Annotated in this window: 30 protein-coding genes and 2 pseudogenes; 11 read left to right on the top strand and 21 right to left on the bottom strand. The window is 59.8% G+C overall.

What is annotated here, in order from left to right; translation table 11 throughout:
• Positions 1-70 precede the first annotated feature (70 nt).
• The 3 genes and pseudogenes from lspA (at position 71) to istB (ending at position 2,418) form a co-directional block, all read left to right on the top strand.
• Positions 71-550, top strand: coding sequence for a signal peptidase II (gene lspA / locus CK944_RS16665; protein ID WP_103174200.1), 480 nt, complete (start codon positions 71-73; stop codon positions 548-550).
• Between the two features lie 228 nt (positions 551-778).
• Positions 779-1,618: pseudogene (gene istA / locus CK944_RS16660) on the top strand (IS21 family transposase); the annotation flags it as partial.
• A complete protein-coding gene (gene istB, locus CK944_RS16655) occupies positions 1,618-2,418 on the top strand; it encodes an IS21-like element helper ATPase IstB (RefSeq protein WP_103174199.1) in 801 nt (266 codons plus the stop codon). The pseudogene istA and the gene istB, both read left to right, overlap by 1 nt.
• Before the next feature lie 213 nt (positions 2,419-2,631).
• Here the strand turns inward: istB and CK944_RS16650 are convergent, their stop codons facing one another.
• The 6 genes from CK944_RS16650 to CK944_RS16625 all read right to left on the bottom strand — a co-directional run bounded on the left by CK944_RS16650 (position 2,632) and on the right by CK944_RS16625 (position 5,702).
• Positions 2,632-3,066: a YqaA family protein gene (locus CK944_RS16650; protein WP_103174198.1), complete on the bottom strand. Its 435-nt coding sequence runs from the start codon at positions 3,064-3,066 to the stop codon at positions 2,632-2,634.
• Positions 3,059-3,340 (bottom strand): chromate resistance protein ChrB domain-containing protein, encoded by a 282-nt coding sequence (locus tag CK944_RS16645; RefSeq protein ID WP_239986120.1) that lies wholly within the window; start codon positions 3,338-3,340, stop codon positions 3,059-3,061. Before CK944_RS16645 ends, CK944_RS16650 begins: the two co-directional genes overlap by 8 nt.
• A 62-nt stretch (positions 3,341-3,402) precedes the next feature.
• The gene (gene dmeF, locus CK944_RS16640) at positions 3,403-4,368 is read right to left on the bottom strand and encodes a CDF family Co(II)/Ni(II) efflux transporter DmeF (protein WP_103174197.1); all 966 of its coding nucleotides are present in this window, start codon (positions 4,366-4,368) and stop codon (positions 3,403-3,405) included.
• Positions 4,365-4,643: a metal/formaldehyde-sensitive transcriptional repressor gene (locus CK944_RS16635; RefSeq protein WP_103174196.1), complete on the bottom strand. Its 279-nt coding sequence runs from the start codon at positions 4,641-4,643 to the stop codon at positions 4,365-4,367. Before CK944_RS16635 ends, dmeF (CK944_RS16640) begins: the two co-directional genes overlap by 4 nt.
• 296 nt (positions 4,644-4,939) lie before the next feature.
• On the bottom strand, positions 4,940-5,326 hold the full coding sequence (locus CK944_RS16630; protein ID WP_205049079.1) for a four-helix bundle copper-binding protein: 387 nt from the start codon (positions 5,324-5,326) through the stop codon (positions 4,940-4,942).
• A 103-nt stretch (positions 5,327-5,429) separates the two neighbouring features.
• Positions 5,430-5,702: a metal-sensitive transcriptional regulator gene (locus CK944_RS16625; protein WP_103174205.1), complete on the bottom strand. Its 273-nt coding sequence runs from the start codon at positions 5,700-5,702 to the stop codon at positions 5,430-5,432.
• Between the two features lie 172 nt (positions 5,703-5,874).
• Here CK944_RS16625 and CK944_RS16620 point away from each other — a divergent pair, with 172 nt between their 5' ends.
• Positions 5,875-6,432 (top strand): cytochrome c, encoded by a 558-nt coding sequence (locus CK944_RS16620; protein WP_158248033.1) that lies wholly within the window; start codon positions 5,875-5,877, stop codon positions 6,430-6,432.
• Positions 6,433-6,454: 22 nt separating this feature from the next.
• A complete protein-coding gene (locus CK944_RS16615; protein ID WP_103174193.1) occupies positions 6,455-7,318 on the top strand; it encodes a DUF305 domain-containing protein in 864 nt (287 codons plus the stop codon).
• Between the two features lie 111 nt (positions 7,319-7,429).
• Here CK944_RS16615 and CK944_RS16610 read toward each other — a convergent pair whose 3' ends face one another.
• The 3 genes from CK944_RS16610 to CK944_RS16600 form a co-directional block, all read right to left on the bottom strand.
• Positions 7,430-8,194: a DsbA family protein gene (locus CK944_RS16610; RefSeq protein WP_103174192.1), complete on the bottom strand. Its 765-nt coding sequence runs from the start codon at positions 8,192-8,194 to the stop codon at positions 7,430-7,432.
• A 309-nt stretch (positions 8,195-8,503) separates the two neighbouring features.
• Entirely contained in the window at positions 8,504-9,061 is a 558-nt protein-coding gene (locus tag CK944_RS16605) for a cytochrome c (RefSeq protein ID WP_239986119.1), read from the bottom strand.
• 71 nt (positions 9,062-9,132) lie between these two features.
• Positions 9,133-9,792 carry a L,D-transpeptidase gene (locus CK944_RS16600; RefSeq protein WP_103174190.1) on the bottom strand — a complete coding sequence of 220 codons (660 nt, stop codon included), beginning with the start codon at positions 9,790-9,792 and terminating at the stop codon, positions 9,133-9,135.
• A gap of 210 nt (positions 9,793-10,002) precedes the next feature.
• Between CK944_RS16600 and CK944_RS16595 the strand changes: the two genes are divergently transcribed.
• A complete protein-coding gene (locus tag CK944_RS16595; protein WP_103174189.1) occupies positions 10,003-10,266 on the top strand; it encodes a hypothetical protein in 264 nt (87 codons plus the stop codon).
• A 45-nt stretch (positions 10,267-10,311) separates the two neighbouring features.
• On the opposite strand, the gene CK944_RS16590 is transcribed toward CK944_RS16595, so the two are convergent.
• From CK944_RS16590 to CK944_RS22945, 11 genes are all read right to left on the bottom strand, one after another.
• A complete protein-coding gene (locus tag CK944_RS16590) occupies positions 10,312-10,977 on the bottom strand; it encodes a L,D-transpeptidase (RefSeq protein WP_103174188.1) in 666 nt (221 codons plus the stop codon).
• 328 nt (positions 10,978-11,305) lie between these two features.
• Entirely contained in the window at positions 11,306-11,845 is a 540-nt protein-coding gene (locus CK944_RS16585) for a murein L,D-transpeptidase family protein (RefSeq protein ID WP_103174187.1), read from the bottom strand.
• Positions 11,846-11,875: 30 nt separating this feature from the next.
• Positions 11,876-12,355, bottom strand: coding sequence for a DUF411 domain-containing protein (locus tag CK944_RS16580; protein WP_103174186.1), 480 nt, complete (start codon positions 12,353-12,355; stop codon positions 11,876-11,878).
• Positions 12,356-12,385: 30 nt separating this feature from the next.
• Positions 12,386-14,716, bottom strand: a complete 2,331-nt coding sequence (locus CK944_RS16575; RefSeq protein WP_103174185.1) for a heavy metal translocating P-type ATPase — start codon at positions 14,714-14,716, stop codon at positions 12,386-12,388.
• 143 nt (positions 14,717-14,859) lie between these two features.
• Positions 14,860-15,348, bottom strand: a complete 489-nt coding sequence (locus tag CK944_RS16570) for a DUF305 domain-containing protein (protein ID WP_103174184.1) — start codon at positions 15,346-15,348, stop codon at positions 14,860-14,862.
• Positions 15,349-15,394: 46 nt separating this feature from the next.
• Positions 15,395-15,676 (bottom strand): hypothetical protein, encoded by a 282-nt coding sequence (locus CK944_RS22950; RefSeq protein WP_146038687.1) that lies wholly within the window; start codon positions 15,674-15,676, stop codon positions 15,395-15,397.
• 26 nt (positions 15,677-15,702) lie between these two features.
• Positions 15,703-15,984: a copper-binding protein gene (locus tag CK944_RS24295; protein WP_103174183.1), complete on the bottom strand. Its 282-nt coding sequence runs from the start codon at positions 15,982-15,984 to the stop codon at positions 15,703-15,705.
• Between the two features lie 18 nt (positions 15,985-16,002).
• Positions 16,003-16,530 carry a cupredoxin family protein gene (locus CK944_RS24290; protein WP_305790800.1) on the bottom strand — a complete coding sequence of 176 codons (528 nt, stop codon included), beginning with the start codon at positions 16,528-16,530 and terminating at the stop codon, positions 16,003-16,005.
• Complete coding sequence (locus CK944_RS16555; RefSeq protein ID WP_103174181.1) at positions 16,508-17,875, bottom strand: multicopper oxidase family protein; 1,368 nt, start codon at positions 17,873-17,875, stop codon at positions 16,508-16,510. The genes CK944_RS24290 and CK944_RS16555 overlap by 23 nt, the downstream gene beginning before the upstream one ends.
• Positions 17,872-19,290 carry a TolC family protein gene (locus CK944_RS16550; protein WP_103174180.1) on the bottom strand — a complete coding sequence of 473 codons (1,419 nt, stop codon included), beginning with the start codon at positions 19,288-19,290 and terminating at the stop codon, positions 17,872-17,874. The genes CK944_RS16555 and CK944_RS16550 overlap by 4 nt, the downstream gene beginning before the upstream one ends.
• A gap of 283 nt (positions 19,291-19,573) precedes the next feature.
• The gene (locus CK944_RS22945) at positions 19,574-19,990 is read right to left on the bottom strand and encodes a hypothetical protein (protein WP_146038686.1); all 417 of its coding nucleotides are present in this window, start codon (positions 19,988-19,990) and stop codon (positions 19,574-19,576) included.
• 392 nt (positions 19,991-20,382) lie between these two features.
• On the opposite strand from CK944_RS22945, the gene CK944_RS16540 reads away from it, so the two are divergent.
• The 3 genes from CK944_RS16540 (at position 20,383) to CK944_RS16530 (ending at position 22,873) form a co-directional block, all read left to right on the top strand.
• A complete protein-coding gene (locus tag CK944_RS16540; protein WP_158248032.1) occupies positions 20,383-20,736 on the top strand; it encodes a hypothetical protein in 354 nt (117 codons plus the stop codon).
• A gap of 134 nt (positions 20,737-20,870) precedes the next feature.
• Positions 20,871-22,379 carry a DUF305 domain-containing protein gene (locus CK944_RS16535; RefSeq protein ID WP_205049078.1) on the top strand — a complete coding sequence of 503 codons (1,509 nt, stop codon included), beginning with the start codon at positions 20,871-20,873 and terminating at the stop codon, positions 22,377-22,379.
• A gap of 74 nt (positions 22,380-22,453) precedes the next feature.
• Entirely contained in the window at positions 22,454-22,873 is a 420-nt protein-coding gene (locus tag CK944_RS16530; RefSeq protein ID WP_103174176.1) for a cytochrome c, read from the top strand.
• Positions 22,874-22,926: 53 nt separating this feature from the next.
• Here the strand turns inward: CK944_RS16530 and CK944_RS16525 are convergent, their stop codons facing one another.
• The gene (locus CK944_RS16525; protein WP_103174175.1) at positions 22,927-23,382 is read right to left on the bottom strand and encodes a cytochrome c; all 456 of its coding nucleotides are present in this window, start codon (positions 23,380-23,382) and stop codon (positions 22,927-22,929) included.
• A gap of 252 nt (positions 23,383-23,634) precedes the next feature.
• Here CK944_RS16525 and CK944_RS16520 point away from each other — a divergent pair, with 252 nt between their 5' ends.
• Positions 23,635-23,913: a metal/formaldehyde-sensitive transcriptional repressor gene (locus CK944_RS16520; protein ID WP_103174204.1), complete on the top strand. Its 279-nt coding sequence runs from the start codon at positions 23,635-23,637 to the stop codon at positions 23,911-23,913.
• Positions 23,910-24,893 (top strand): annotated as a pseudogene (gene dmeF / locus CK944_RS16515) (CDF family Co(II)/Ni(II) efflux transporter DmeF). The gene CK944_RS16520 and the pseudogene dmeF (CK944_RS16515) overlap by 4 nt, the downstream one beginning before the upstream one ends.
• Positions 24,894-25,062: the final 169 nt, after the last annotated feature.

Raw genomic sequence — 25,062 nt, 5'->3', positions numbered from 1 at the left:
GCCTGTTCCTGCAATCGGCGTGGGCGATCATCCGGGATGCGCGCTCTGACCTCAAACAGGCGGGCCGTGCATGAAAATGGTTTGGCCTATACTCATCATTGCCTTTGGAGCCGCGCTTGATCTTGCAGCAAAGCTATGGGCGCGCGCCTCCCTCGAACCCTATGGCGCAGCGACCGAATTTCTGCCCTTTGTCGCGCTGCGTCTGACCTTCAACCATGGGGTTTCGTTCAGCCTGCTTTCGTTCGAGGGTGAAGCTGCGCGACTCACAGTGCTGCTCGCTACGGCCGCGCTGACAGCGGCTTTCGCGCTCTGGGCTTTTAGATCGGAAGGCTTAGAGCGCATCGCCGGCTCTTTCGTCGTGGCAGGGGCGCTTGCCAATGTCATTGACCGTGCAGTGTATGGAACAGTGACCGACTATCTCGATCTGCACTTTGGGGCATGGCACCCCTTTGTGTTCAATCTTGCAGATGTATGGATCACGGCCGGGGCCATCTTGCTGTTTTTCTGCCAATTCGGCCGGAAGCAAAGCAGCGTTGCCGTGAGGAACTGATCTAAAACCACGTAAATCGTGCCCTTAATGCTCTCGCCGTGCGGCCCGCTCCAACTCCCATTCGCGCGCTTATGCGGGACGTCGGCTAGCAAGATGTTCCATCATATGCAGTCTACCAGTGCTGCGGAATAGACTCATGCTCCTCAGGGGAACGTAGACAAGCGTCTGAGCTTTGGTCCAGGCCGCGAAGATCATCAGCAGTAGCAATGCAAGAGGGGTTAATCACAGCGCTTGTGGATTGCTGAGGAGCGGCTCCGCGTGCATTTGTTTGTCGGCACCCTCGGCTACTCGCGCCGAATGCATATCCGTCCGTCGCTCCGCGAGCGGCAGATGGACTGGTTCGAGGGTATGGAGGAGACCTTTCTGCGCTTTGGAGGTGTGCCGACCCAGATCCTGTTTGACAACGCCAAGGCCTTGGTTGAGCACCATGACGCGGCGACACGCGAGGTCCGGTTCAACGGCCGGCTTCACGCTTTTGCCCGCTACTGGGGCTTCAAGCCGAAGGCCTGCGCTCCCTATCGAGCCCGCACAAAGGGTAAGGATGAACGTGGCGTTGGTTATGTGAAGCACAATGCGATCGCCGGCCGGCGCTTCCCGTCCTGGGGCGCGTTTGTTGCCCATCTCGACCGGTGGAATCGAGAGGTTGCCGATCAGCGTGTGCATGGCACAACCGGCGAATTGCCGATCGTGCGGTTTGCCGATGAGGCCGGTGCGCTTCGCCCCTTGGGCGGCCGTGCTCCGTTCGGTCAGTTGCGCGACCTGATCCGCAAGGTTCGTCCCGACTGCGCAATCGACCTTGATACCAACAGCTACTCGGTGCCCTGGCGCCTGGTTGGCGAGACCGTGCAGGTCATGGTCCTTGCGGGCCGTGTGATCGTGCGCCACGCCGGCGATGTGGTGGCCGATCATCCGGTCTGCGAGAGCCGCCACCAGCGGATCACCGACAAGGCGCATCTGATCGGGCTGATTGGTGGCGGGCCAATCCAGGAGGAAGCGCCGAGTGTCCAGACACCTGCCTTGCTGCGCCCGCTTGCCGAATATGAAGCGGTTGTCGGAGGAGGCTGGTGATGACAGCGGTCGATCACGAAACGCTGGTGGCAATGCTCGACCGGCTCAAGCTCACGGCAATCCGGGACCAGCTTGATACCCTGCTGGATGAAGCTGCACGGTCTGACATGACCTTGCGTGAGGCCCTGGCCTTTCTGGTTCAGCGCGAGATCGCCCGGCGCGACGAGCGGCGCATCTCCATGGCAAGCAAGCTCGCCCAGTTTCCGTTCGTGCGTGAACTCGCGGGCTTTGAGTTTGAAGCGCAGCCTTCCTTGGATCCGGGACAGATCCGCGAACTCGCAACTTGCCGGTGGATCGCGCATGGCGACACGACACTGCTTCTGGGGCCACCGGGGACCGGGAAAACGCATCTGGCGGTCGCCCTGGGACGAGAAGCAATCCGGCAGAACCATTCGGTGCAGTTTGTGACTGCGGCCACCCTCGTGGCAATGTTGGCCAAGGGTCATGACGACGGCCTTCTTGAAAAGCAGCTGACGCAACTCAGCCGGCCCAAGCTCCTGATCATTGACGAGTTGGGCTATCTGCCCTTCGAGGCCAACGCCGCCCATCTGTTCTTCCAACTGGTATCGCGCCGTTACGAGAAAGGCTCGATCCTGATCACGTCGAACCGTTCCGTCGGCGAGTGGGGCAGTGTGTTTGGCGACCCTGTGGTTGCAACGGCAATCCTTGACAGGCTGCTGCATCATTCAACGGTGATCACCATCCGCGGTGACAGCTACCGACTTCGCGAAAAGCGCAGGTCTGGTCTCCTGCAGAAGGCCGGGCCTGCGTTTGAAACCGACAAGGCCAACTATTCATGAAAGGGGGTCAATTCTTCATTTCGCCAAAGGGGTCAAATCTTCAGTTCGTTTGACAGGCGGAATGCGTTTGCCGTGTGATGGCTAGTCTATGCACTGGTGGGAGTTCGCCCTGTCCCGAGTTGGGCCTTAGCCGCCACTCAAGTCTGCCTGGATAAAGCGTACCCGGTCACCTTTCTGACGTTGGGCAGTGCCTGCGGTTCAATTGAACCCCGGTCAGGCAAACCCCAATGTTGCTGCCGACAGAACAAGGTAGCGCCCAATCTTTGCCACGCTGACGAGGAGCAGGAACGCCAAGAAGGGCTCGCGCAGCACTCCTGCAACGATCGTTAGCGGGTCGCCGATAATCGGCATCCAAGCCAGCAGTAGCGACCATCTGCCGTAGTGGCGATACCAGCCCTCTGCTCGTGTCAAAGAGGCCGGGCTCACCGGAAACCAGCGTCGGGATCGCAACCGTTCGATCCCTCGTCCAAGAAACCAGTTGACTATAGAGCCCAGCACATTGCCGACGCTCGCAACGGTCAACACCAGCCATGGCGGGTGGTCGGTCAGCAGAAGGCCAACTACCAGGATTTCGGATTGCGCGGGGAGCAATGTTGCTGCGGTGAAGGCTGCCACAAACAGGCCACCATAAACGGCAAGATCAATCATGATCCCCCATCAGGCGCGCCGGGCCGACCACTGCCGATGCAGGTCGTCGATGGGGAGGCCGAACTCCATCGACATCACGTCGAAGCTGCACAGCTTGACGCATTGACTGAAGACCCCCCAATGTCGAAAGGGATCCCGTTGTAACGCTCCGCCATGCCCTCCACCTTGGAGGGGCAACGAACAGGATCACCGCCCGCAGATCGACAAGGCGGCGGATGAGCCAGGGACAGGCAATGCGGTCGATCTTTAGCCGGGTGCGCGTGACCCAGACCATGCGTCCCTGCGCATCTCTGGTTGGCAGGGTCACAGGCAGCCCCTTCTATCGTTCTTCCCCACTCAGGCGGCTCGCTCGACTTCGATCGTCAGATGTGAGAGGTCGTGGATATGCGAGAGCTTGGCGCGATAAGCAGCGGGCTCCAACGGCTCACTAGACCGGATTGCGACGATTGCGCCTTGGTGACCCGGGCCAAGTTGCCAGACATGCAGATCGGTCACCTGATCCGAGCCTGTTTCCAATGCCGAGCGGATTTCTTCTGGTAAATCCTCTTCCTCCGGCACGTAGTCAAGCAGGACCCGGCCTGTGTCGCGGATCAGCCCCCAGGACCAGCGTGCGATCACTGCCGCGCCGACAATGCCCATCATGGGGTCCAGCCAGTTCCATCCATACATGCTGCCAAGTGTCAGTGCCGCGATCGCCAGCACAGAGGTCAAAGCATCGGCCAAGACGTGCAGATAGGCGGCACGCAGATTGTTGTCGGTCGCGTGACCATGGTGATGGCCATGCCCATGCTCATGATGCCCATGTCCATGATGGTGCCCGTGGCCATGATGGTGATGGCCGTGATCATCGCGCAGCAGCCAAGCGCAAAGAAGATTAACGAACAACCCAATCACCGCCACGGCAATGGCCTGCTGGAAGCTGATGGCAATCGGGCTGTAGAACCGCATCAGGCTTTCCCAGCCGATCAGCAGGGCGATCAGCGCCAGCACGACCGCACTCGCGAACCCCGCCAGATCCCCCATCTTGCCCGTGCCGAAGGTGAAGCGGGCATTGCGGGCGTTGCGCCGAGCATAGCGGTAAGCGAGCGCGGCAATCAGCATCGCTCCGGCATGGGTCGACATGTGCCAGCCGTCGGCAATCAGCGCCATCGAGCCAAAGATGCTGCCGGCGGTAATCTCGACCACCATCATCGCGGCCGTGATGGCAATGACCAGCCAGGTCCGGCGTTCGTTCCGCTCGTGATTGTCGCCGAGGTAGACATGCTCGTGCGGACTGTCCAGGCGCGATGGATGGATGTTCATTTGAGATAGGTCCTGATGATGTCGATCAATTCGCCTGCGGCCTCTCCGCGCACGGCATCCTCGTCCCGGTCCGGGTTCGAGACATGTTCGCGAATATGGTCCTCGATCAGCTCCGCCGTCAGGCCGCCGACCGCACCGCGGATGGAAGCAACCAGGTTCAGGACCTCGCCACAGGGCGCATCAGCCTCCAGGGATCGCTCGACAGCCTCAATTTGCCCTTTGAGGCGGCGGACGCGAGCCAGGAGTTTGGCTTTATGCTTTGCTGTATGACTCATACAATAGGGGGATACCCTATTTCAGGATGAGCGCAAGACTGTTTTCTGGGTTGCAGAAAGGCTTGGCGGTGTCGCAACGGCGAAACCTGGAGAGCGGATGGAATTTCCCCTGAGAAATCCTCTTTCGGACAGACCAACACCTCTACCAGTTGACGCGCCCATTCTTCCGGTGTCGGCGGGACTCGTTGAACCACCGCTTCTCGCTTGCCGATCATGAGGATCACGCTTTACCAGAAGGGCGATCTTCTTAAGCTTGGGAGAGCAGGCTGAAAAAGGTCAGCCCGCTTTCGTAAGACTTACTGCACTTCGTTTAGTGCGGCCTGGCAGGACTCGGCGCAGCGATTGCAGGACTTGGCACAGATGCGGCAGTGCTCGTGCATTTCCGCGTGCTGTTCGCACTCCTGAGCACATTTCTGACAAGCCAGCGCGCAGGCTTGGATGGCTGCCCGAAGAACCTCCACATTCGAGCCCGTGCGGCGCGAGGCCATGGCGCCGGTTGCGGCGCAGATATCGGCACAGTCAAGGTTCAGTCGAATGCACTGGCGAAGCTGATCGACCATCGGCTCGGCAAGGCAGGCGTCGGCGCAGGCTATGCAGGTCTGGGCGCAGCTGTAGCATTCCTCGATGCATTTCAGCAGGTTTTCCGCCGTGTTCCCCTGAACGTCAGGATGGGTACTGATCATGTCTCGAACATGCATGGTCTTTCTCCTTGCGGGTGGCAGGACCCTCCCAACATACAGGTGGGGGGTATTGTTCCCAGCTATTAGCGCGGCCGCGTAGCTACTCTTACCGACAAACCTTTCCGAAAACCTCGACAAGCTCTCGGAACTTCTGCCGCTGCACTTCCGTGTCTTGAGACATGATGGCTTCGTCTACACAGCCGTCTGCATGGTCCTGAAGGATCAGCAGTTCCACTTGCGAGAGCGCTGATCGGACCGCCATTGCCTGGTTCAAGATGTCGATGCAGTAGCGGTCTTCTTCAATCATGCGGGCTATGCCGCGAACCTGGCCTTCAAGACGAGCGAGCCGGTTGAGGGCTGCCTGCTTCCGATCCTTCATTCTCTCGCCATCCTTGCTGCTCTCACCCTGAACCTCAGGAATTTGGGAGAAGTTCCGACGGAACAATGGCCACAGCTTTTGGTTGGGGGGGCACAACCATACCCCCCAAGGGTACCTCTCGAAGCCACTCGTCGCCCTCATGACCAGCAGAGCATGCACGAGGAGGACGCACATGAAGAAGCCGCTCGTTATCGGCCTGATCAGCGGGATCATCGGGACGATACTGCTGGCCATTATTGTCTGGCTGATCGTCGTTTACACGGGCACCTACAACGTGGCGGCCACAGATCCTCATCAGGATGCAGTCCGATGGAGCTTTGAGACGACGCTTCACCGCTCGGTGGCCCAGCGGGCTGAGGCCGTGGTGCTGCCCGAGGAAGTTTCGGAGGATCTCCTTTCTCAAGGTGCAAGCCACTATGCAGAAAGCTGTGCGCACTGCCATGGGGATCTCGGCCAGGAGCCTGCGGTCTGGTCTCAGGGAATGCGGCCCGAGCCGCCGCATTTGGTCGAGGCGGCAACCGAGTGGAGCACCGAAGAAATCCACTGGATCGTGACGAACGGCATCAAGATGTCCGGGATGCCGGCCTTTGGACCTCATCACACCCTGCAGGAGATCGCCGGCATCGCAGCCATCGTCAGCATGCTCCCCGGCCTGTCGGCGCAGGACTACCAGTCGCTAACCGGCAACCAGACGTCCGCCGACGAAGCTGCCGGCTCCGGACACCATTGACTTCAACAAGCAGGAGACGAACTTGTCCTATATTCGCTTCGGCCTGATGATCCTCACCTCGACGGTGGTGATGTTCATCCTGATGTATCTGAACACATACGCTTGGGAGCACGTCTTCTTTTCGGAAACGCGCACCTACATGGCGATTATGATGGGTGCCGCGATGGCGATCATCATGCTGGCCTACATGCTGGGGATGTATTCCAACAGGGCGCTCAACATCGCGATCTTCGCCGGATCGGTGATTGTCTTTGCGCTTTCCCTCTGGCTCGTTCGCAGCCAGGTCACCGTGTTGGGCACAAGCTACATGCGTGCAATGATCCCGCACCATTCGATCGCCATCATGACGTCGGAGCGCGCGCAGATCCGCGATCCGCGCGTCCGCAAGCTTGCCGATGAGATCATCGAGGCGCAGCGGCGCGAAATCGCGGAGATGCGGTACCTCATCGGGGAAGTGTCAGAGGGCAACACCGTGGAGAACATCTACCGCGACCCGCCGGCCGAGCCGGGCACCGTGGAGGATGCGCTGGCCAACACGCTGATCTCCACCCTTGATCTTGCGCCCATGCCGGAAGCCGAAGCCGACCGGGTGCTTACAGCCGCTGACCGCTGCACCTTCAACCGCAGTCCGGAAGCCGATCCCGTCCTATGGGCTGCCGAGGACGGCAGCGGGGCGGCCATGAAGCTGAACGGCGTGCTTGTCAGTCTGGAAGCAAACGGCGACCCGCAGTCCGGCGCTGTAGAATTCTCGGCACCGGGCACAACCATCTCGGTGCTGTCGCTCGGCAACGAGGCGGACTGGCGCCAGAATGCCGAACTCGTCTTCCGGCTCGATCAGGGGTTCGAGGTCGGCTACCGCGGCTTTTACAGGTGCGGAGCAAGCTGACGACTGGAAAACCCGAATAGTACAGGAACGACGCTCACCTTGGTATTGGACACGATAGACCGGGCGAGAAGGGAACACCTAATCAACAAAAGAGCGGGTGTTTTTGTCCTATCAACATGGGAGCGGTAGGATTTTCTCGTCCTTCGCAATCTGACGTAGCACCGAAAGAGGGATTGCACCATTCAAGACGGTCCGACCAATCACAAGGCCAGGTGTGCCGAGAAAGCCGAAGAGATCGGCCAAAGCACGCGTTTGATCAAGTTCGGCCTGAACCTCGGGTGAGGCCATATCCGTCGCAAGCTGTTCGACATCCAGGCCAAGGTCAGACGCCACACGCAATATCGAAGACTGGTTGGCGACGAGCGGCGTTCGCATGAAGCGGCGCCGTAGGTCCTGCTGCTTGCCTTGCCGTGCGGCCGCGACCGAAGCGCGGGCGGCAAGTTCAGATGCCGGCCCAAAAATTGGAAGCTCATGCTGCACCAGTCGATAGGCGGCGCGGTCATCAGCCAGTAAGTCATCCAGATCCTGTTCAAGCGCACGGCAGAAGGGGCAGCGAAACTCGCTGAAATAAGCAATCGGAACGACACCGCTCGGAAGGTCGGTGCCAAAGAGGGCGGGGCAGGGGTCTGCGCGCATGGCCTCCATCCGCGCATGGCGCGCCTCAGCATCATCCGAGGGTCCGTCAAGGCCAATCAGCGCAATGGATGCGGAGGACGTTTGCCCCTCGGACTTCAGGCGCCGGAAGGGCGGCACGTCTTCGATCTCGACATAAGCAAGGCCGCGGCCTGTCAACTGCTCCCAGGGAAGCGCACGCAATCCATAGATTGCAGCGACAATGCCCCCAAAAACGAATACATCACGTCGCCGGATCGTCATGTCACAGCCACCTGAACTCCGGGCAGGACCCGCTCGTCGATCCGGATAGCACAGTCGTTCAGCACCTCCATGCCGCCGTTATGCACCGGTCGCCTAATCGTCCAAGGCTCAAGCCCGCCATGGACGGGGCAATAGGAAACCCTTCCCGTCACGGCAGAGGCAAAGCGCCTGCGCCCCGAGCGGTTTTCCGGGACCAACGGGCACGTCATCGCTGAGCTGCCCATGGCGTTGAAGTCGACACCGGAACAGGTTGTGATGCGAAAGCATTCTATGATCCGCAGAAAATAACTATTCTGAGTCCCGCGTCGCCTAGCCATCATTTTTACTGGCTTGAATAGCCTGAATTCGCCTGGGCCAAGTTGACTTGATGAACGCAAGTATGGTGCCAATGTCGTCATCGCTCAGGATCGAGCCAAAAGCAGGCATGCCGGATGTCATGCTCACCCCCATGTCATCTATGACTGCCTGACCTCCCCGGCGGATATAATCTTCCAGCATAGCGTCGTCGTGATGCCAGGTATGGCCATACCTGTCGTGCGGCGGGGCAGGAAGAATGCCGTTTTCATCCGCAATCTGCCAGTCGGGCTGCCCTTCGAGCTGGGCACCGTGGCATACTGCACAGTGTTCGGAATAAAGTTGAGCCCCCCGTTGCAGATCGACTGTCTTGCCATAACCCCACACCACCCAACCGCCTCCGGTAGCAAAGCCGACGACAAGCAGGCATATCGCCCATTTTGGGATGGCAGGCAGATAGCTTCGTCTCATGCGTGTCAAATTGTGCCCATTTGCGCAAAGATCAACCTTGAAAGCTGTTGTTGGAACGCCGCCCTGAACCTCCGTGCGGGCAGTTCCCATCTTGTCAGACACCGGCAAGCTCAAGAGAGATCATGCGTTTTCACATTCCCAACACGAGCTGTGGCGGCTGTGCAAGGAGGCTTCTAGAACACCGTCACCTGCGTTCCGACTTCTGCCACCTCGTAGAGCCGAGTAATATGTTCATTATACAGGCCGTAGCAGCCATTGGAGGATTTCCGACCGATTTTCCGCGTGTCATGAGTGCCATGAATCAAGTAGGCTGGCCATGATAGGTAAAGACCATACGGTCCTAAAGGATTGCTTGGATCTCCGCCTTCTACTCGCTGCGGCAGATTGGGATCCTTTTCCCGCATGCTAGGCGTTGGTGTCCAAGGCGGATTTTTTGCTTTTCTGACAATTTCAGTTTTGCCCCGGCGGGTTAGATCTTCAGTGACAGGGATAGAGCACGGGAAAGCCAGGTTGATTGATTCATCACCCGACCAGTAATGCACTGCACGCGAAGTCACATCTGCAAGGATCACTCCTTTACCCAAACTCGGGTAAAACTCGCTCCAGTGTCTCGCGCGAAACGACGACTGATTGCGCCGGGGATCCGCAGTTGGATCGACCTGATAGGCACTGAGATCGGGCGCACCACCGGATGGGCGCGCGCCATAGAGAGGCTGCCCAGTATTAGGGTCAGAACCCTGCGCCAGAAGGGCGCCGCCTGGCAGAACCGCCGCTGTGGCCAGAAGGCCACCTAGAAAACGGCGTCGGTCGCTACCTGTATCTTTCGGAATCATTTACTGCCTCGTTCTTTCTGATAATCTTATTCAGTAATTACAAAATGGTACCCGCTCCCGGGCATTTGGCCAAGGAGACGAAATGCCGCGTAGATCAAGATCATGTGCGTTCCAGCTGCGACCCCTGCTGTTGACAGCTGTCGAGCTTGTGCGCTGCGCTGTCGAGTGCAAGGAAGGCTCCAATAAGGCAAACCAGACAAGGAGACGTAAATGAAAAACAAATTCCTCATCATCTTGGCAGTGGTCCTGATCAATGCCGGTTGTACAGATATGACAGCCAGGACAGAGGTCGGATCCGATAATCTTCCCGCAGACCTCGTCGCACTGGTTGCCCCGGGGCAGGACGTTGCATCGGCCCGTCTTCTCCCAGAAGATAATTGCTATTGGTACGAGCATCATGGGCAGGTGGAAACAACACTTCTTCCGCTGACCACGACCGAGGGCCGTCCAATTTGCATGCAGTCGCAAACCTGAAGCTAGTCGGGTGTATGGCCAAGCCGCAATCAGCAAAGGTGTGGCCTAGCTCCGCGCAGTTACACTTTCCGCGACCGAATAGAGAAACGCAGTGGAGCCGATTTCCACCTTTGAATAGAGATCGTTGATATGCGCCATCACCATCCGCACGCAGCCAGAACTGGCGCTGGTGCCGATGCTTCTGGGAAAGGGGGTTCCGTGGATGCGTAAGTAAGTATCCTTGCGGCCGACATAGAGGTAGAGAGCTCGTGAGCCGAGGGCATTTTCGGGACCGGGCTCCATTCCCCCTTCGAACTGCGCATAGATCTCCGGCTCCCGATTGATCATGTTCTGCGTTGGCGTCCAATGAGGCCATTCGACCTTTCGCTCAATCGTATAAACCCCTGGTTCGTAGAGATCCCCTCGTCCGATGGCTACGCCATAGCGCATCGCAGTTCCCCCAGCCTCAATGTGGTAAAGATACTTCGCCACAGCATCCACATGGATGTCACCCGGTACCAAGCCGTCATTGGCCCTTACCCTTTGGGGTAAGAAACGTGGGTGCAAACCCCACGGATTGGACGTGCCCGGATTGTAACCGGCAGGCGTAATCTGTGCGTCCCAAGCAGCCTTTTGTTCTTCAGTCGGCCATGATGCCGCAAACGAAGGACCGGAGATAGTTGCCGAGAACAGCGCCATGCTTGTGGAAATGAAGTGTCGTCTTGTCAACATTTGTTACGCTCCTATTATTGTCTAGTGTCCTTCCGACCCATGCTTTCAACGCACCTGCTCAGCCCGCCATTCTGAAGTTTTGAGATCAAATCCGCTTGTGCTATCGCCAATGCGATTCAAGGTCGGCGGCCTGCCGCAGGCTATTGACTGACAGCACCAAGCTTCTTCGTACCAATGCCGTTTCGCTCAGGGGCAACGATGCGAACCAAGGAGACGTGAGCTGCAGGTGCAAAACTGTCACGCGCATTCGCAGAAAGCCATGAGCATAGTACGGCCGCAGCCCTGTATAACGGAACAGGGGCCGGGAGGGCTAATCTCGCTGTTTTGGTCATGCATAGATCATCACAGGAGTGCGGAGCTGCAGCATAGCGTAGACATCTTCGATCTCCTTATCGGTGAATGCGATACAGCCAACTGTCCAATCCCGATTTTTCGGCGCCAGCTTTCGGCCCTCTGGGCCACGGCCGTGGAACATGATGTCGCCGCCCGCATCGCGGCCGAACTGTGCGGCATAAGCCTTGTCCCGCTCATTTGGGTAGGAAATGCCCACAGACAGATGATAACGGCTGCGCGGGTTGAAGCGGTCCACAAAGTAAAGCCCTTCGGGAGTCTTCCCGTCCCCCTCGAACTGTTTGTGACCGACAGGCTGGATGCCCAGGCCAACATCATACGACTTCAGGACGGTCTTTCCGCTGAGCAGGTGCATTCTGCGTTGTGCCTTCTGGACCACCACCTGTGTAACAGGAGGGCCGAAGTAATGTTTGAACTCAGGAACGTCACCCGGGCGGTTGGACGATCCAGACCTTCCGCATGCGGCAAGAGCGGCAATCATCCCCAGGGAAAGGTGGCGGCGGCTAAAATTGGACATTGAGGTATATTCTTCAAAAGATTCAGAAAACTATGCAGCGGGGTAATGCGTGAAGACTTCGCTTGTCCCGTTCTTGCGAATAAGCACAACATCATAGGCCTCGCGTTCGCTTTCGGGTCCCATACCGGGTGAGCCGTATGGCATCCCAGGAACGGCTAGGCCGATGGCGTCAGGCCGGTCTTCCAGCAAGCGGCGGATGTCGGCCACCGGCACATGGCCTTCGAGCATGTAGCCCCCAATCCGTGCCGTATGGCAGGAAGCCATCGCCTCCGGGATGCCGTTGTCGGATTTGTAACGCATCAGCGCAGTTCCGGCGCTGAGCTCAATCGTGACCGCGAAACCTGCGGCTTCGACAATCTCGATCCAGGCCGCGCAGCACCCGCAGTTGGGGTCTTTCACCACAAGCATCTGATTGTCGATGCCGCGCGCTCTTGCCGGAAGGGCGGATAGGGCGAGCAACCCCGCGCCCGAAGTCAGGATTGTTCGGCGTGAAAGGTTCTCAAGGGTCATTTCATGTCCTTTCCAAGGTGGACGACTGGCTCAGAGCGCGACCCGCCTGAGCCGGAGGGCATTCGCGATGACGGAGACTGACGACAGGCTCATCGCCGCTGCTGCGATCATCGGCGACAGCAGCATGCCGGTCAGGGGATAAAGCAGTCCCGCCGCGATTGGCACACCGGCGGCGTTGTAGACGAACGCGAAGAACAGGTTCTGCTTGATGTTGCGTAGCGTGGCCTTGGCCAGGCGCCGGGCGCGGACTACGCCCATGAGATCCCCTCCGAGCAGCGTCAAGCCAGCGCTTTCGACCGCGACATCCGCCCCGGTGCCCATGGCGATGCCGACATCGGCGGCGGCAAGGGCAGGGGCGTCGTTTACGCCGTCGCCTGCCATGGCCACCACAGCACCATCCTTGCGCAAGGCATCGATGAGGTTCTTCTTGTCCTCGGGCAGGACGCCGGCGCGCACCTCATCGATGCCCAGCTTGGCGGCGACGGCCTCGGCGGTTCGCTGGTTGTCGCCCGTGGCCATGATGACACGCAGCCCAAGCTGGTGAAGGGTCCGGATCGCCTCGGCGGTCGAGGCCTTGATTGGGTCGGCAACGGCGACAATCCCGGCAAGCCGGCCGTCAACGGCAACGAACATGGCGGTCTTGCCTTCGCTGCGCAGTGCGTCGGCTCGTGCCTCGGCCAAGGCAGAGTCCAGTCCGAGGACCGCCATCATGGCCGCGTTCCCCAAGGCCGCGGTCCGCCCTTGGACTGTACCCTGCACCCCCTTGCCGGTAATGGCCTCGAAATCAGCGGCAGACTGCATCTTTACTCCACGCAACGCCGCGCCCTCGACAATGGCTTCGGCCAGCGGATGTTCAGACCCGCGCTCCAGGGCCGCAGCCACGGCAAGCAGTTCCTCTTCGCCCATGTCACCCAGGCTGATGACATCGGTGAGCTTTGGCCGCCCCTCGGTCAGGGTGCCGGTCTTGTCCACGATCAACGTATCGACCGCCGCCATACGCTCCAGAGCTTCCGCATCCTTGATCAGGACGCCCGCCTGTGCCCCGCGACCGGCCGCCGTGGTGATCGAGATCGGTGTGGCCAGACCAAGCGCGCAAGGGCAGGCGATGATCAGCACCGACACGGCGGCCGCGACCGCAAAGACCAGGGCTGGATCCGGTCCCCAGACCAGCCAAGCCACGAAGGACAGGACGGCAATGGCCACCACCGTTGGAACGAACACCGAGGACACCCTGTCGGCCAGTCCTTGGATCGGGGCGCGCGACCGCCGGGCGTTTGAAACCATCTCGACGATCTGCGCCAGGACGGTATCGGCGCCCACGCGCCGCGCCTCGATTACAAGGCTGCCGTTCTTGTTGATCGTGCCGCCCGTGACCGGATCGTCGGGGCCTTTCTCGACAGGAACCGGTTCACCGGTGATCATGCTTTCGTCCACGGAGGACCGACCGTCGATCACCGTGGCATCCACTGGCACACTGTCGCCGGGCCGCACGCGCAATCGGTCTCCTTCCATGACATTTTCCAGCGGGGCGTCGTATTCGGTCTCGTCGTCCAGAACCCGGCGCGCGGTCTTCGGGGCCAAGTCCAGAAGCGCCCGGATCGCATCGCCCGTGCGTTCGCGCGCCCGCAGTTCCAGCACCTGGCCCACGAAAATCAGCGCCACGATCACGACCGCGGCCTCGAAGTAGGTACCGACGCCGTGGCCCATCCGGTATTCTTCGGGGAAAAGCCCAGGTAGGAAGGTGGCGACGATGGAATACAGATAGGCCGCACCGACCCCGAGCGAGATCAGTGTCCACATGTTGGGCGAGCGGTTCTTGATCGACTCCCAGCCTCGTCGGAAAAACGGCGCGGCGGCCCATAGGACGATCGGCGTGGCCAGAGCGAACTCGATATAGGACGCCAGGCGATGTCCAATCCAATCCCGGACCGGAAGGTTGACCAGTTCGCCCATGGTGAGGACGATCAGGGGAATGGCCGCAGCGGCGCTGATCCACATCCGCCGGGTGAATTCCGCCAGTTCGGGGCTAGGGCCGCCGGTCGGCAGCATTGGCTCCAGGGCCATGCCGCAGATCGGGCAGTTTCCGGGGGCATCGCGGACGATCTGCGGATGCATCGGGCAGGTCCATGTCGTGCCGGTGGGCTGTGCGGCCTTGCGGCCCTGGGCGCGGCCACTGGCATAGAACCAGGGGTCCTCCTTGAAGGAAGCTTCGCATTTCGTCGAACAGAAGTGAAACGTCTTGCCGCCGAATTGGGCCTTGCGCGTCTCGGGGCCGACCGCGACGGTCATGCCGCAGACAGGGTCGATGGCGGTCAGCGCACCGTCCGGAATTGCCGCTGCGCTATGGTGCTGGTGTTCCATATCGGTCTTTCCTTGGTCTAGGGCGCGCGTTCCGGTCTCAATGTCATGGCGAAACCCTTGCGTGGTTCCCGCCTGGCAGGAACGGAAAATAGCAAGAAACGCCGGTGTGGCCGCGCGATCGGAACCGCGCGGCCGGCGCAATATCACTTGGCGTTTTCGCTGAGCCAGGTTGTCATCAGTTCAATTTCGCCAACCTGTGCCGTGATGATTTCTTCTGCAAGCGCGCGCATCTGCTCATTTTTCCCGTGTTCAAGCAGAACCTCGGCCATGTCGATGGCGCCCTGGTGATGAGCAATCATCCCACAGGCAAAGGCCACGTCGGCATCTTCATTCATCATGCCCTGGTGCATGGCCGGCATCGTGGCCATCATCTTGCGCATGTTGTCCTGAACATGCTCGGGCATGTCTTCCATTTTCATGCCCCCCATGCCCATCATCCCGGAGCCCATCCCATCGGCCTGATCGCTGGAGGCCATTGAGGAACCATGCATGCCGCTAGAGGGCATCTGGTCCGAACTAGTGGATGCAGCGCACTGTTCTGGGAGCTTAAATTCAGCTTCCTGTGCGAATAGGGGGTTCGAGACGGTGGTTACAGCGATCGCCAATGCGGCAAGCGTTTTAACGTAAGTCATGGGTCTTCTCCCAACTTAGATACGGGTTGTCAGGGTAAGCTGATATTCAGAAAACCGATACGTGCATGATCACGTCATCCGGCTTCAATCCTGCCCTGTTTAATTCCGTGTTGGACATGATCCGACCTGCAGGAACAGGAATTGTGTTTGTCAGGCTCGTCGAACTCGCAAAGGGCTCTGGTTTCTCCGCAGGATCATTTGCAGAAACACTCCTTTCCCCCCCTGTATCTGACTGAGAACCTCTCGTGCCGTGACTTGCTTCCTCCGCGTGAGCGAAACCTGCCACGATGCTGGCCACGGTCAGAGCGGCCACGAAGATATTTTTCATTTTGTTTGCCATAAGGTTAGAGGTCATTATTCGAGGATTTCGGTGATCGTCAGCTTGCCGTTCACGCGATCGGCAGCAAACTGGATGCTTTGGCCTTCGCTGAGCTTTTCAAGCATCTCCGGCTCTGCCACCTGAAACACCATTTTCATGGCCGGCATATCGAGGTTTTTCAGCTCCTCATGATCCACCGTCACCTTGTTCCATTTGGTGTCGATCTTGGTGACGGTTCCGTCCGTGATGTGGGTATCCGCGAAAGCGGCTCCAGCAGAAACAATCAAGGCAGCTGCGGTCAATTGGATCAGTTTCATGGTTTCGTCCTCGCTTTTTCAGGATTTGGTGACGTTCAAGGGGCCGTGCATGCCGGCCTCGTAATGGCCCAGCATCAGGCAGGCGAATTCGAATTCACCTGCATTCGTAAAGGTCCAGAGGATCTCTCCGGTCTCGCCCGGCTGCAGGCGGACTGCATTCGGGTCGTCGTGTTCCATTTCAGGAAACTTGGCCATCAGTTCCTTGTGCTCGGCATTGGCTTCGACCGTATCCATGACGAACTCATGCTCCAGTTCACCCTTGTTGGTGATGACCAGACGGACAGTCTCGCCAGCTGCGAATGACAGTTCCTTGGGTTCGAAGACCATGGCGCCATCATCGGTTTCCCGCATGGACACCTCGACGGTCTTCATCTCACCGTCGGTTGCCGGGGCGCCCGCAGCGTAGTCATGACCGCCTTCATGGGTTCCTGCCGCCAGTGCAAAGGACGGGAAGAGGGCAACAGCAGTTACCAGCATCAACGATTTCATCAGATTTTCCTTGATTGTTGCTCGATAGTGAGGGTCAGCCCAACCGATTGCCGCCACGGGGCGTCAGGATGGTTCGGGGGCTGTCGTTGCTGGCATGTTCGGGCAACTCACCCGTCCATTCCCAGGCCTGCGTACCGGGAGGGTTCTCATACCAACCCGGATCCGAGTAATCGTCGGGCGCGATCCCCTCGCGCACCTTAACGACAGAAAACATGCCCCCCATTTCCAGGGGCCCGAACGGACCCCAACCGGTCATCATCGGGATCGTGTTTTCAGGGATCTCCATGGACATCTCGCCCATGTCCGCCATGCCTGCGGTCCCCATTGGCATATAACCTGGCTGGTGCTTGCGGATCATCTCCGTCACACGGGCCTTGTTGGCACCAATGAAGGTGGGCAGTTCATGGCCCATGGCGTTCATGGTGTGGTGCGACTTGTGGCAATGGAATGCCCAATCACCCACATGATCGGCGTTGAACTCATAGGCCCGCATGGATCCTACCGGAATGTCGATGGTGACTTCCGGCCAACGGGCCTCGGGCCGAACCCATCCACCGTCCGTGCATGTCACCTCGAAATCATAGCCGTGCATATGGATGGGGTGATTGGTCATGGTCAGGTTGCCCACACGTACCCGCACCCGGTCTCCCTTGCTGACGACCAACGGATCAATGTCCGGGAAAATTCGGCTGTTGAACGTCCAGAGATTGAAGTCCGTCATCTCGGCGACACGCGGGATGTAGGTGCCCGGATCGATGTCATAGGCCGCCAGCAGGATCCCGAAATCGCGGTCCACCGGCATGAAGGCCGGATCACGCGGGTGCACGATGAAGAGCCCCATCATGCCCATGGCCATCTGGACCATCTCGTCGGCATGGGGGTGGTACATGAACGTGCCCGACTTCACCAAGTCGAATTCATAGACATAGGTCTTGCCGACCGGGATGGAGGGATGGCTCAAGTTCCCCACCCCGTCCATGCCGGATGGCAGGATCAGCCCATGCCAGTGAACCGAGGTGTGTTCGGGCAGGCGGTTGGTAACATAGATGCGGACCCGTTCGCCCTCGATGGCTTCGATCGTGGGGCCTGTGGACTGGCCGTTATAGCCCCAAAGGCGAGCCACCATCCCGTCGGCCATGATCCGTTCGACGGGTTCGGCGACAAGGTGGAATTCCTTGACGTTCCCGTTCATCCGGTAGGGCAGCGACCAGCCGTTCAGCGTGACGATGGGGTTGTATTCGATGCCTGTCGTCGGGCGCGGCGGTATCTGGGTATAGGGACTATCGGTACTCGCCGCTTCCGGCAGATCGCGAAACCGCGTTTGTGCCATCCCCGCACTTACGGTCAGTGCGGCCGCACCGGCACCGATCCCCGCGCCCAGCATTGCTCTGCGGTTCATCATTCCTCTTCCCCTTCCTCGCTTGCGCTTCCACCTGTCGCCCCGCCCCAAATCGCTGCGGTCGCATCGGCTTCGGCCAACCAGTAATTGCGCTTTGCCTCGGCAGCGCTCAGCTCCGACTCCAGCTGCTCACGAGCGTCGTTCAGCAATTCAAAGGTCGAGGTCAGCATGCCGTTGTAGCTGAGAAGCGCCTGTTCATTGATCTCGCGTCGCAGAGGCAGAACCTGGTCTCGCCAATGGCGGGCGATCTGATAGTTTCCGGTGACTGCAGTATGGGCTGCACGGGCCTCAGAGCGGGCATCAACAGCCGCCTGGGCCAGACTATTGGCGGATCGCATGTATTCCAGGCTGCCACGGCGCGAGAGCAGCCCGCCGGTGTCATAGACCGGGATCTGGAACTCAATATCCACCACGGGGGAGCGCTCAGATTCTCCGCCTTCGCGTTCGATTTCCACGCCGGTGGCAAACCCTGCATCCGTAATCATCCGGGTCTGCCCGTCCAGACCATAGCGGCTGGCAATGGCCTGCAGCTCCAGGCGTCCGGCAGCCAGATCGACGCGATTGGCCAGAGCCGATCGTTCGATGTCCGCTCGGCCCGGCGCCCCTCCGGGCAGTGCTGGCAGGCGATCAGGAACAAAGAAGTCGGTCCCGCTGCCCCACAGGCCCATCAGCCGGACCAGCTTTTCCTTGGCAAGCTGTGCTTCCAGCTTGGCTGCCGCTTGCTCTGCGGCCAGTTCGGCGGTGAAGGCATGCTCACGTGCCTGATCGGCGCGGCTCATCGCGCCTGTGGCTCCCAGTTCGGAGGCCAGTTCTGACGCCGCATTGGCGGTACTTTGAGACTGGCCAATCAAAGCTGCCGCTTCAAAGGCCCCGACGGCTTCGATCCAGCTGCGCCGCGTTTCATGTGCCAAGGCCAGGGTTTCGCCCGCTGCCGCCAATTGAGCCTGCCGGAAGCGAAGTTCGGCCGCCCTTGTCCGGGGCTTCTGGGTGGCAATGTCAAGGATCGACGAAATGAGCGTTGCCTCGATCGAGCGGGTAACATCGCCGCCCGCCAACCCGGACACCGAAAGTCCTACCGAAGGAACCGGACCACGAGCGGTTTCCCAAAGGTCGGCCGCTGACAGCCCCAGTTCGGCATATCGCGCCTGAAGTCCAGGGTTGTTCAACAGCGCGATCTGGACCGCCTGATCGGCACTCAGCGTCTTGCGGTGAGCCATGGCACGAACCCGCTGAGCATTCGCTTCCCGTTCAGCAGGGCTTTGCAACCACACCGCATCGGCACCTGCGGCGCGGCGAGAGAGATCGGAGACCGGAGCAAATCCGGCTCGCTGGTCGCTGGCCTTCTTCATTGTCGCGACATCGGCACAAGCCGACAGCATCAGAACGGCGGCCAGGGAGAAAAACACGAACTTTCTCATTCGCCACCCCCGGTCAGATCGGAGTTCAGGGTGGTCCAGTCCGCAGGTTCCCTGACCTGCCGCGCTGTATAATTGACCGTTGGTCCTACCGGAGCGATTGAAACGGGGCCTGCGGCATCTGCCGCGGGAGGAGAAGACATATCCAGGGGTGGAAGCGGCGCACACGCGGCTGCCAACAGCGGCAAAGCCGCCGTGAAGATCGGTTTCATGAGGTTTGGGTTCCGCTTGAGATCAGAATGATGGGGGCTGCGACCTGGTCAGGCCACAACAAGCATCGTTCGGATCAGCCTCGCGGAGGGCGGCGGAGACCTTCCGGGACCGTAAGTTCGACCAATGATTCCGGCTGGATCACGGCCAAGGTCTGCCCGACGTCAGTGGCCGGCATGACATTGTTGAAAGGGGGGAGCGCCGTCGAAGGACAGGCGTGCGCTTTGCAATGAGAAGCATGAGCGTCCTTGGACGCATCATTATCTTCAGCATGTCCTTGGTGCTGATGAGCGGCGCTTTCAGTGTCGGTCGCGATGTCATCATGACCAGGATTATCCTGGTTCAATGCGGCCAGCTGGTTGGTGAAGGTATCGGAAACTGCCCGTGCCGATGTAATCTCACATTCCAGTGCCATCGCCGCCTTGGCTGACGATATAGCGAAGCTGGCCGAGACAATCGTCACGACAAACACGGTAACAAGCTGGCGCAGCAAGCTCGACATTCTTACCCGAATAAATCCGCGGAGCCGTCGCAACAACAGAATTTTGGTTTGGCTGACAGGAACGTTATCGCTGATAGCCGGGAATGGGTCCGCCGGATGCAACGTGGTCGCGGCACTTTGTCGCTCCCATCTTCCACTTGACTGTCTTTGGCCTGATATGAGGAGTAGAAAGGGCGCAGCAACATGAGGCACAGGGTGCTGACCAACCACGATCAACTGCCGGGGGCGTCTGAAGGGTATCCATGCGCTCTTGTTCGCGGTCGTGCAGGGGGTTTGACACGAATGCCGGGCCCTGAAATCGGATTATCCTTATGAGTGCTGAGGCTGGATCTCTCAGGCTAAGCCTGCAGGACTGGCTGCGGAAGGCCGCCACTGCCATCCTGATGGTAGCCTTTGCCGTCCTGATCCTGCAGACAACGGCGCATGCCGGGATGGGCGCGCACATACGCCATGACCACTTGGCAATGGCGGCGGCAGATCACCATTGCCAACCTTCTGACGCGGCTGCGGGCGAGTTTGGACTTTCCTCCTCGGATCACTGCGGTGCCGATGCGGACAGGCTGGATGCCTATGGCGACAACTGCGACCAGCTCTGCACCCTCTCTATCGTTCTGCCTCGTCAAACGCTGACCGATCCGTTTGTCGGCGGAGACTTCCTGTTCAAAATCTGGTCGGACCCTCTCGGTCGGACAGGTTGGGGGCTCCTGCGGCCGCCGCGTTCCTTCGCGGCTGCATAAAGGCGCCGGCGGGACGCATGTCTCGCGGCTGCTTCAGCCCATCGGCTGAGATCGCTGTCCCCTGAAATCCAGATTTCGGAAGGAGCCGTGCGTCCATGCGTGACGCCGCTCCTCCAGAGCACAGGAATAAATCAATGAAACGAACTGCAATTGCCCTTTCCTTGGGTCTGGCAGCGGTGCTACCCGCTGCTGCCCTCGCCCAGGGCGAGCATGGAACTCACCATCCTGCCGAGCAGCAAGGGCAGGTTGCTGCGCCAACCGCACCGGCAATGCCGATGGAGAGCATGAACGGTCCATCCTCGACCATGATGCAGGGAATGTCTGCCGAATGCGTGACTGCCATGCAGAAGATGATGCAGGCCATTATGGCTACGTCTTCGCCTGTTGCGGCAACCCCGGTCAGCAAGGACGCCCCCGCTTTCACGCAGGCCTATATCGAGGCCATGGACGCGATGCATGCGCCCATGGCGCAGGGCGTCATGGCCGATGATCCGGACATCGCCTTTGTTCGCGGCATGATCCCGCATCATCAGGGTGCGATCGAGATGGCCCGCGTTGTGCAGCAGCACGGCGACGATCCGCAGACAAAGGTTTGGGCAGCCCAGGTTATCGAGGCCCAGGAGCGCGAGATTGCCGAAATGGAGAACTGGCTGTCCGAGAATGGCAGCTCGGCATCGTTCGATCTCGGTCGGACAGGCGGCACCGTCTATTCTGCCAACGAAGGCGGCAGCACGATCAGCGCCCTCGATCTGGCCACCGGAACCGTCAACGACGTAGCTATACCCGTGGCACCCCACAATGTGGACCTTACGCCTGACGGGAGCCTTCTTCTGGCGGTGGGTACGCCGGCCTCCGGCAATGATGACTCGGAGGGGCATGGGCACGACGGAGATGCGGCAGGTCTTCTGGTGATACTCGATTTGCGCGATCTGGCGAAACCGGCTACGACAGTCGAGATCGGCTCACATCCTGCCCATGTCGTGGCCGACCGGAATGGCCGCGCCTTTGCCTCGGTGTCGGGCAGCAACGAAATTGCGGTCGTTGACCTGGCACAAGGCAAGGTCGTTGCCCGCATCGGCACCGGCGCCTATCCGCATGGCCTTCGGCTCAGCCCTGACGGTGCCGAGCTTTACGTGGCCAATGTCGAGGATGGGTCGGTTTCGGTCATCGACACGCAAGGCCTCAACGAGGCGGCGCGTATTTCGGTCGGTGCGGCCCCGGTGCAGGTCGGCTTCACCCCTGACGGCACGCGCGCCTATGTCTCGCTGCGAGATGAAGATCGCGTGGCGGTGATTGATACCGCGTCGCGCGAGGTCGAAGGCAAGATCGACGTCGGACCGGGTCCGATCCAGCTCATGGCCACGCCGGACGGAAAGTATGTCTATGTTGCGAACCAGGGCTCTGAGGCAGCCCCGAATGATACCGTGTCGGTGATCAACACTGAGAGCGGCCAAGTCACGAAGACGGTGAAGACCGGCCTTGGCGCGCATGGCGTATGGGTATCGTCTGACGGAGCTTTCGTGTTCGTGACAAACATCAGCGATGACAGCGTCTCGATCATCGATGCCCAGCGGCAAGAGGTGGTGGCGACCGTGCCGGTCGGCGATGGCCCGAACGGCATCGTGCATGGACATTCACGCTAACGCCTTGCGGCAGGTGGCGCCGGAATTTCCGGCGCCACTGAGTTCTTCATCACGAGATCACCACAGGAAATGACATGAGGACGTTCTGGATTGGGGCGGTTGCCGTTCTGGTCGCGGGTGGCGCCTGGTGGCTGTCGGATCGCCCCGACAGCCAGCCTTTGGCGGAAAACGGCCAAGCGCTTGCCGTCGTGACGATACCGGCCACCTTGTCGACCGAGGCCCGGGCCGGCCAGCAGGCGTTTGTGGAAAACTGCGCTTCCTGCCACGGCACCAACGCCGAAGGAAAGGCAGGGCTCGCGCCGCCGCTCATCCACAAGATCTACGAGCCTGGCCACCACAGCGACATGGCGTTTGTAATGGCTGCGCGCAGCGGCGTGCGCGCGCATCATTGGACCTTTGGAAACATGGCGCCGGTGCCGGATGTTACCGATGCGGAGCTGGCCCAGATCATCAGGTTCGTCCGGGAGGTTCAGGTGGCGAACGGCATCATGTGAAAAAAGGCATACTTGCGGCAGGCCCATCTCTGGGACTGCCTCCAGGAGGGCACTCAGCCACCACTCCGCTCTGTCTGGACAGCCTGTATCCGCGCAGGCCAGTTGGACTTGATAAAGGCGAGGATGGCGGCGATGTCGTCATCCTCCAGAACGGCGCCAAACGCCGGCATGCCGGATGTCATGCGAACGCCCATGTCATCCAGGACGGCTTGACCGCCCCGGCGGATATAGTCAGTCAGCATCGCGTCGTCGTGGTGCCAGGTGTGGCCCGTCTCGTCATGAGGTGGGGCGGGCAGAACCCCGTCTTCCCCCATGATCTGCCAGTCAGGTCGACCTTCCAGCTGAGTTCCGTGGCATGCCGCGCAATGTGCGGCATAAAGCTCGGACCCCCGCTGCAGCCCTTGATGTCTGCTGTAAGTCCATGCTGTCCAGACAGCCGCACAGACGAATGCCAAGGCAAGCAGCCATTTCACCCAAACAGCAAAAGCAGGCGAGGCGTTTATCGGCATCTCTGGAGAATTGCTCGCGTGTGATCAAAGGTCAACCTCCGCACCCGCCTCCATTGACGGCCAAAGAGATGCGAGGCGTTGACGAGCAGCATCGTAACCGAGCTTGGCAAGATGTTCCATGACACGCAGCTGCGCCTGATTGCCAAAGATGAAAGGCTTTCCGTTCGAGGTTCCATTAACGACGGGCTGATCAGGTCAAGTCTGCAGCATTCGGACTTGCGTTGTAGCTTAAATAGGGTATCCCCCTATACTATGAGTCATACAACAAAGCACAAGGCCAAGCTCCTGGCCCGCGTCCGCCGCCTTAAAGGACAAATTGAGGCCGTTGAGCGTTCCTTGGAAGCTGACGCTCCCTGCGGCGAGGTCCTGAACCTGGTCGCCTCCATCCGTGGCGCGGTCGGCGGCCTGACCGCAGAGCTGATCGAGGATCATATTCGCGTGCATGTCTCGAACCCGGATCGGGATGAGGACGTCGCACGCGGGCAGGCCGCCGGCGAACTGATCGACATCATCAGGACCTATCTCAAATGAACATTCAAGCCTCGCGCCTAGCGAGTCCGCACGAGCATGTTTACCTCGGTGACAATCACGAGCGTAACGAACGCCGGACCTGGCTGGTCATCATCATCACGGCCGCAATGATGGTGGTCGAGATCACTGCCGGCAGTATCTTCGGCTCGATGGCGCTGATCGCCGACGGCTGGCACATGTCAACCCATGCCGGGGCGATGCTGATTGCCGCACTCGCTTACCGCTATGCCCGTCGCAACGCCCGCAATCCCCGCTTCACCTTTGGCACGGGCAAGATGGGGGATCTGGCAGGCTTTGCGAGTGCGGTCGTGCTGGCACTGATCGCACTGCTGATCGGCTGGGAAAGCCTGATGCGGTTCTACAGCCCGATTGCCATCAGCTTCGGCCAAGCCATTGCCGTGGCCGTGATCGGACTGCTCGTTAACCTTCTTTGTGCTTGGTTGCTTCGCGATGATCATGGCCATCACCATCATGGACACAGGCACAGTCACGGCCATGCTCATGGGCACGGGCATGATCATCATGTCCATGAGCACGGCCATCAGCAGGGGCATGTGACCGACAACAATCTGCGGGCCGCCTATCTCCACGTTCTGGCCGACGCGCTGACCTCCGTGCTGGCCATTGCGGCGTTAACGCTGGGCAGCCTCTATGGCTGGAATTGGCTCGATCCGACCATGGGTATTGTCGGCGCCTTGGTGATCGCTCGCTGGTCCTGGGGGCTGATCCGCGATACCGGCCGGGTGCTGCTCGACTACATGCCCGACGACGAGGATTTGCCAGACGAGATCCGGGCTGCAATCGAGACGGGGACCGATCAGGTGACAGATCTGCATGTCTGGTAACTTGGTCCCGGTCATCACGGTGCGATTATTGCGCTCCGTTCCTCAGACCCGCAGGAACCCGCAGCTTACCGCGCTCGCCTGTCACATATCCACGATCTGTCGCACCTGACGATTGAAGTCGAGCGGGTAGCCTAAGAGAGAAAGCATGGTGAGGACCATAAGGGCCTCCCTTCGGCGCTCCAGTGTCCGCAGTATATGCTGCCGGTCGTCACCATCAGCCGCAGCGAACATGCGGCACACGTAGAGCGTTCTCAGGGATTTCCGAGTTTGCAGGGGTTCTCGGACGCGCCCGGACATGCGATTT

The organism is Paracoccus sp. SY, from assembly GCF_002901215.1.
GTDB lineage: Bacteria > Pseudomonadota > Alphaproteobacteria > Rhodobacterales > Rhodobacteraceae > Paracoccus > Paracoccus acridae.
This window is presented reverse-complemented; position numbering and strand designations above follow the sequence as displayed.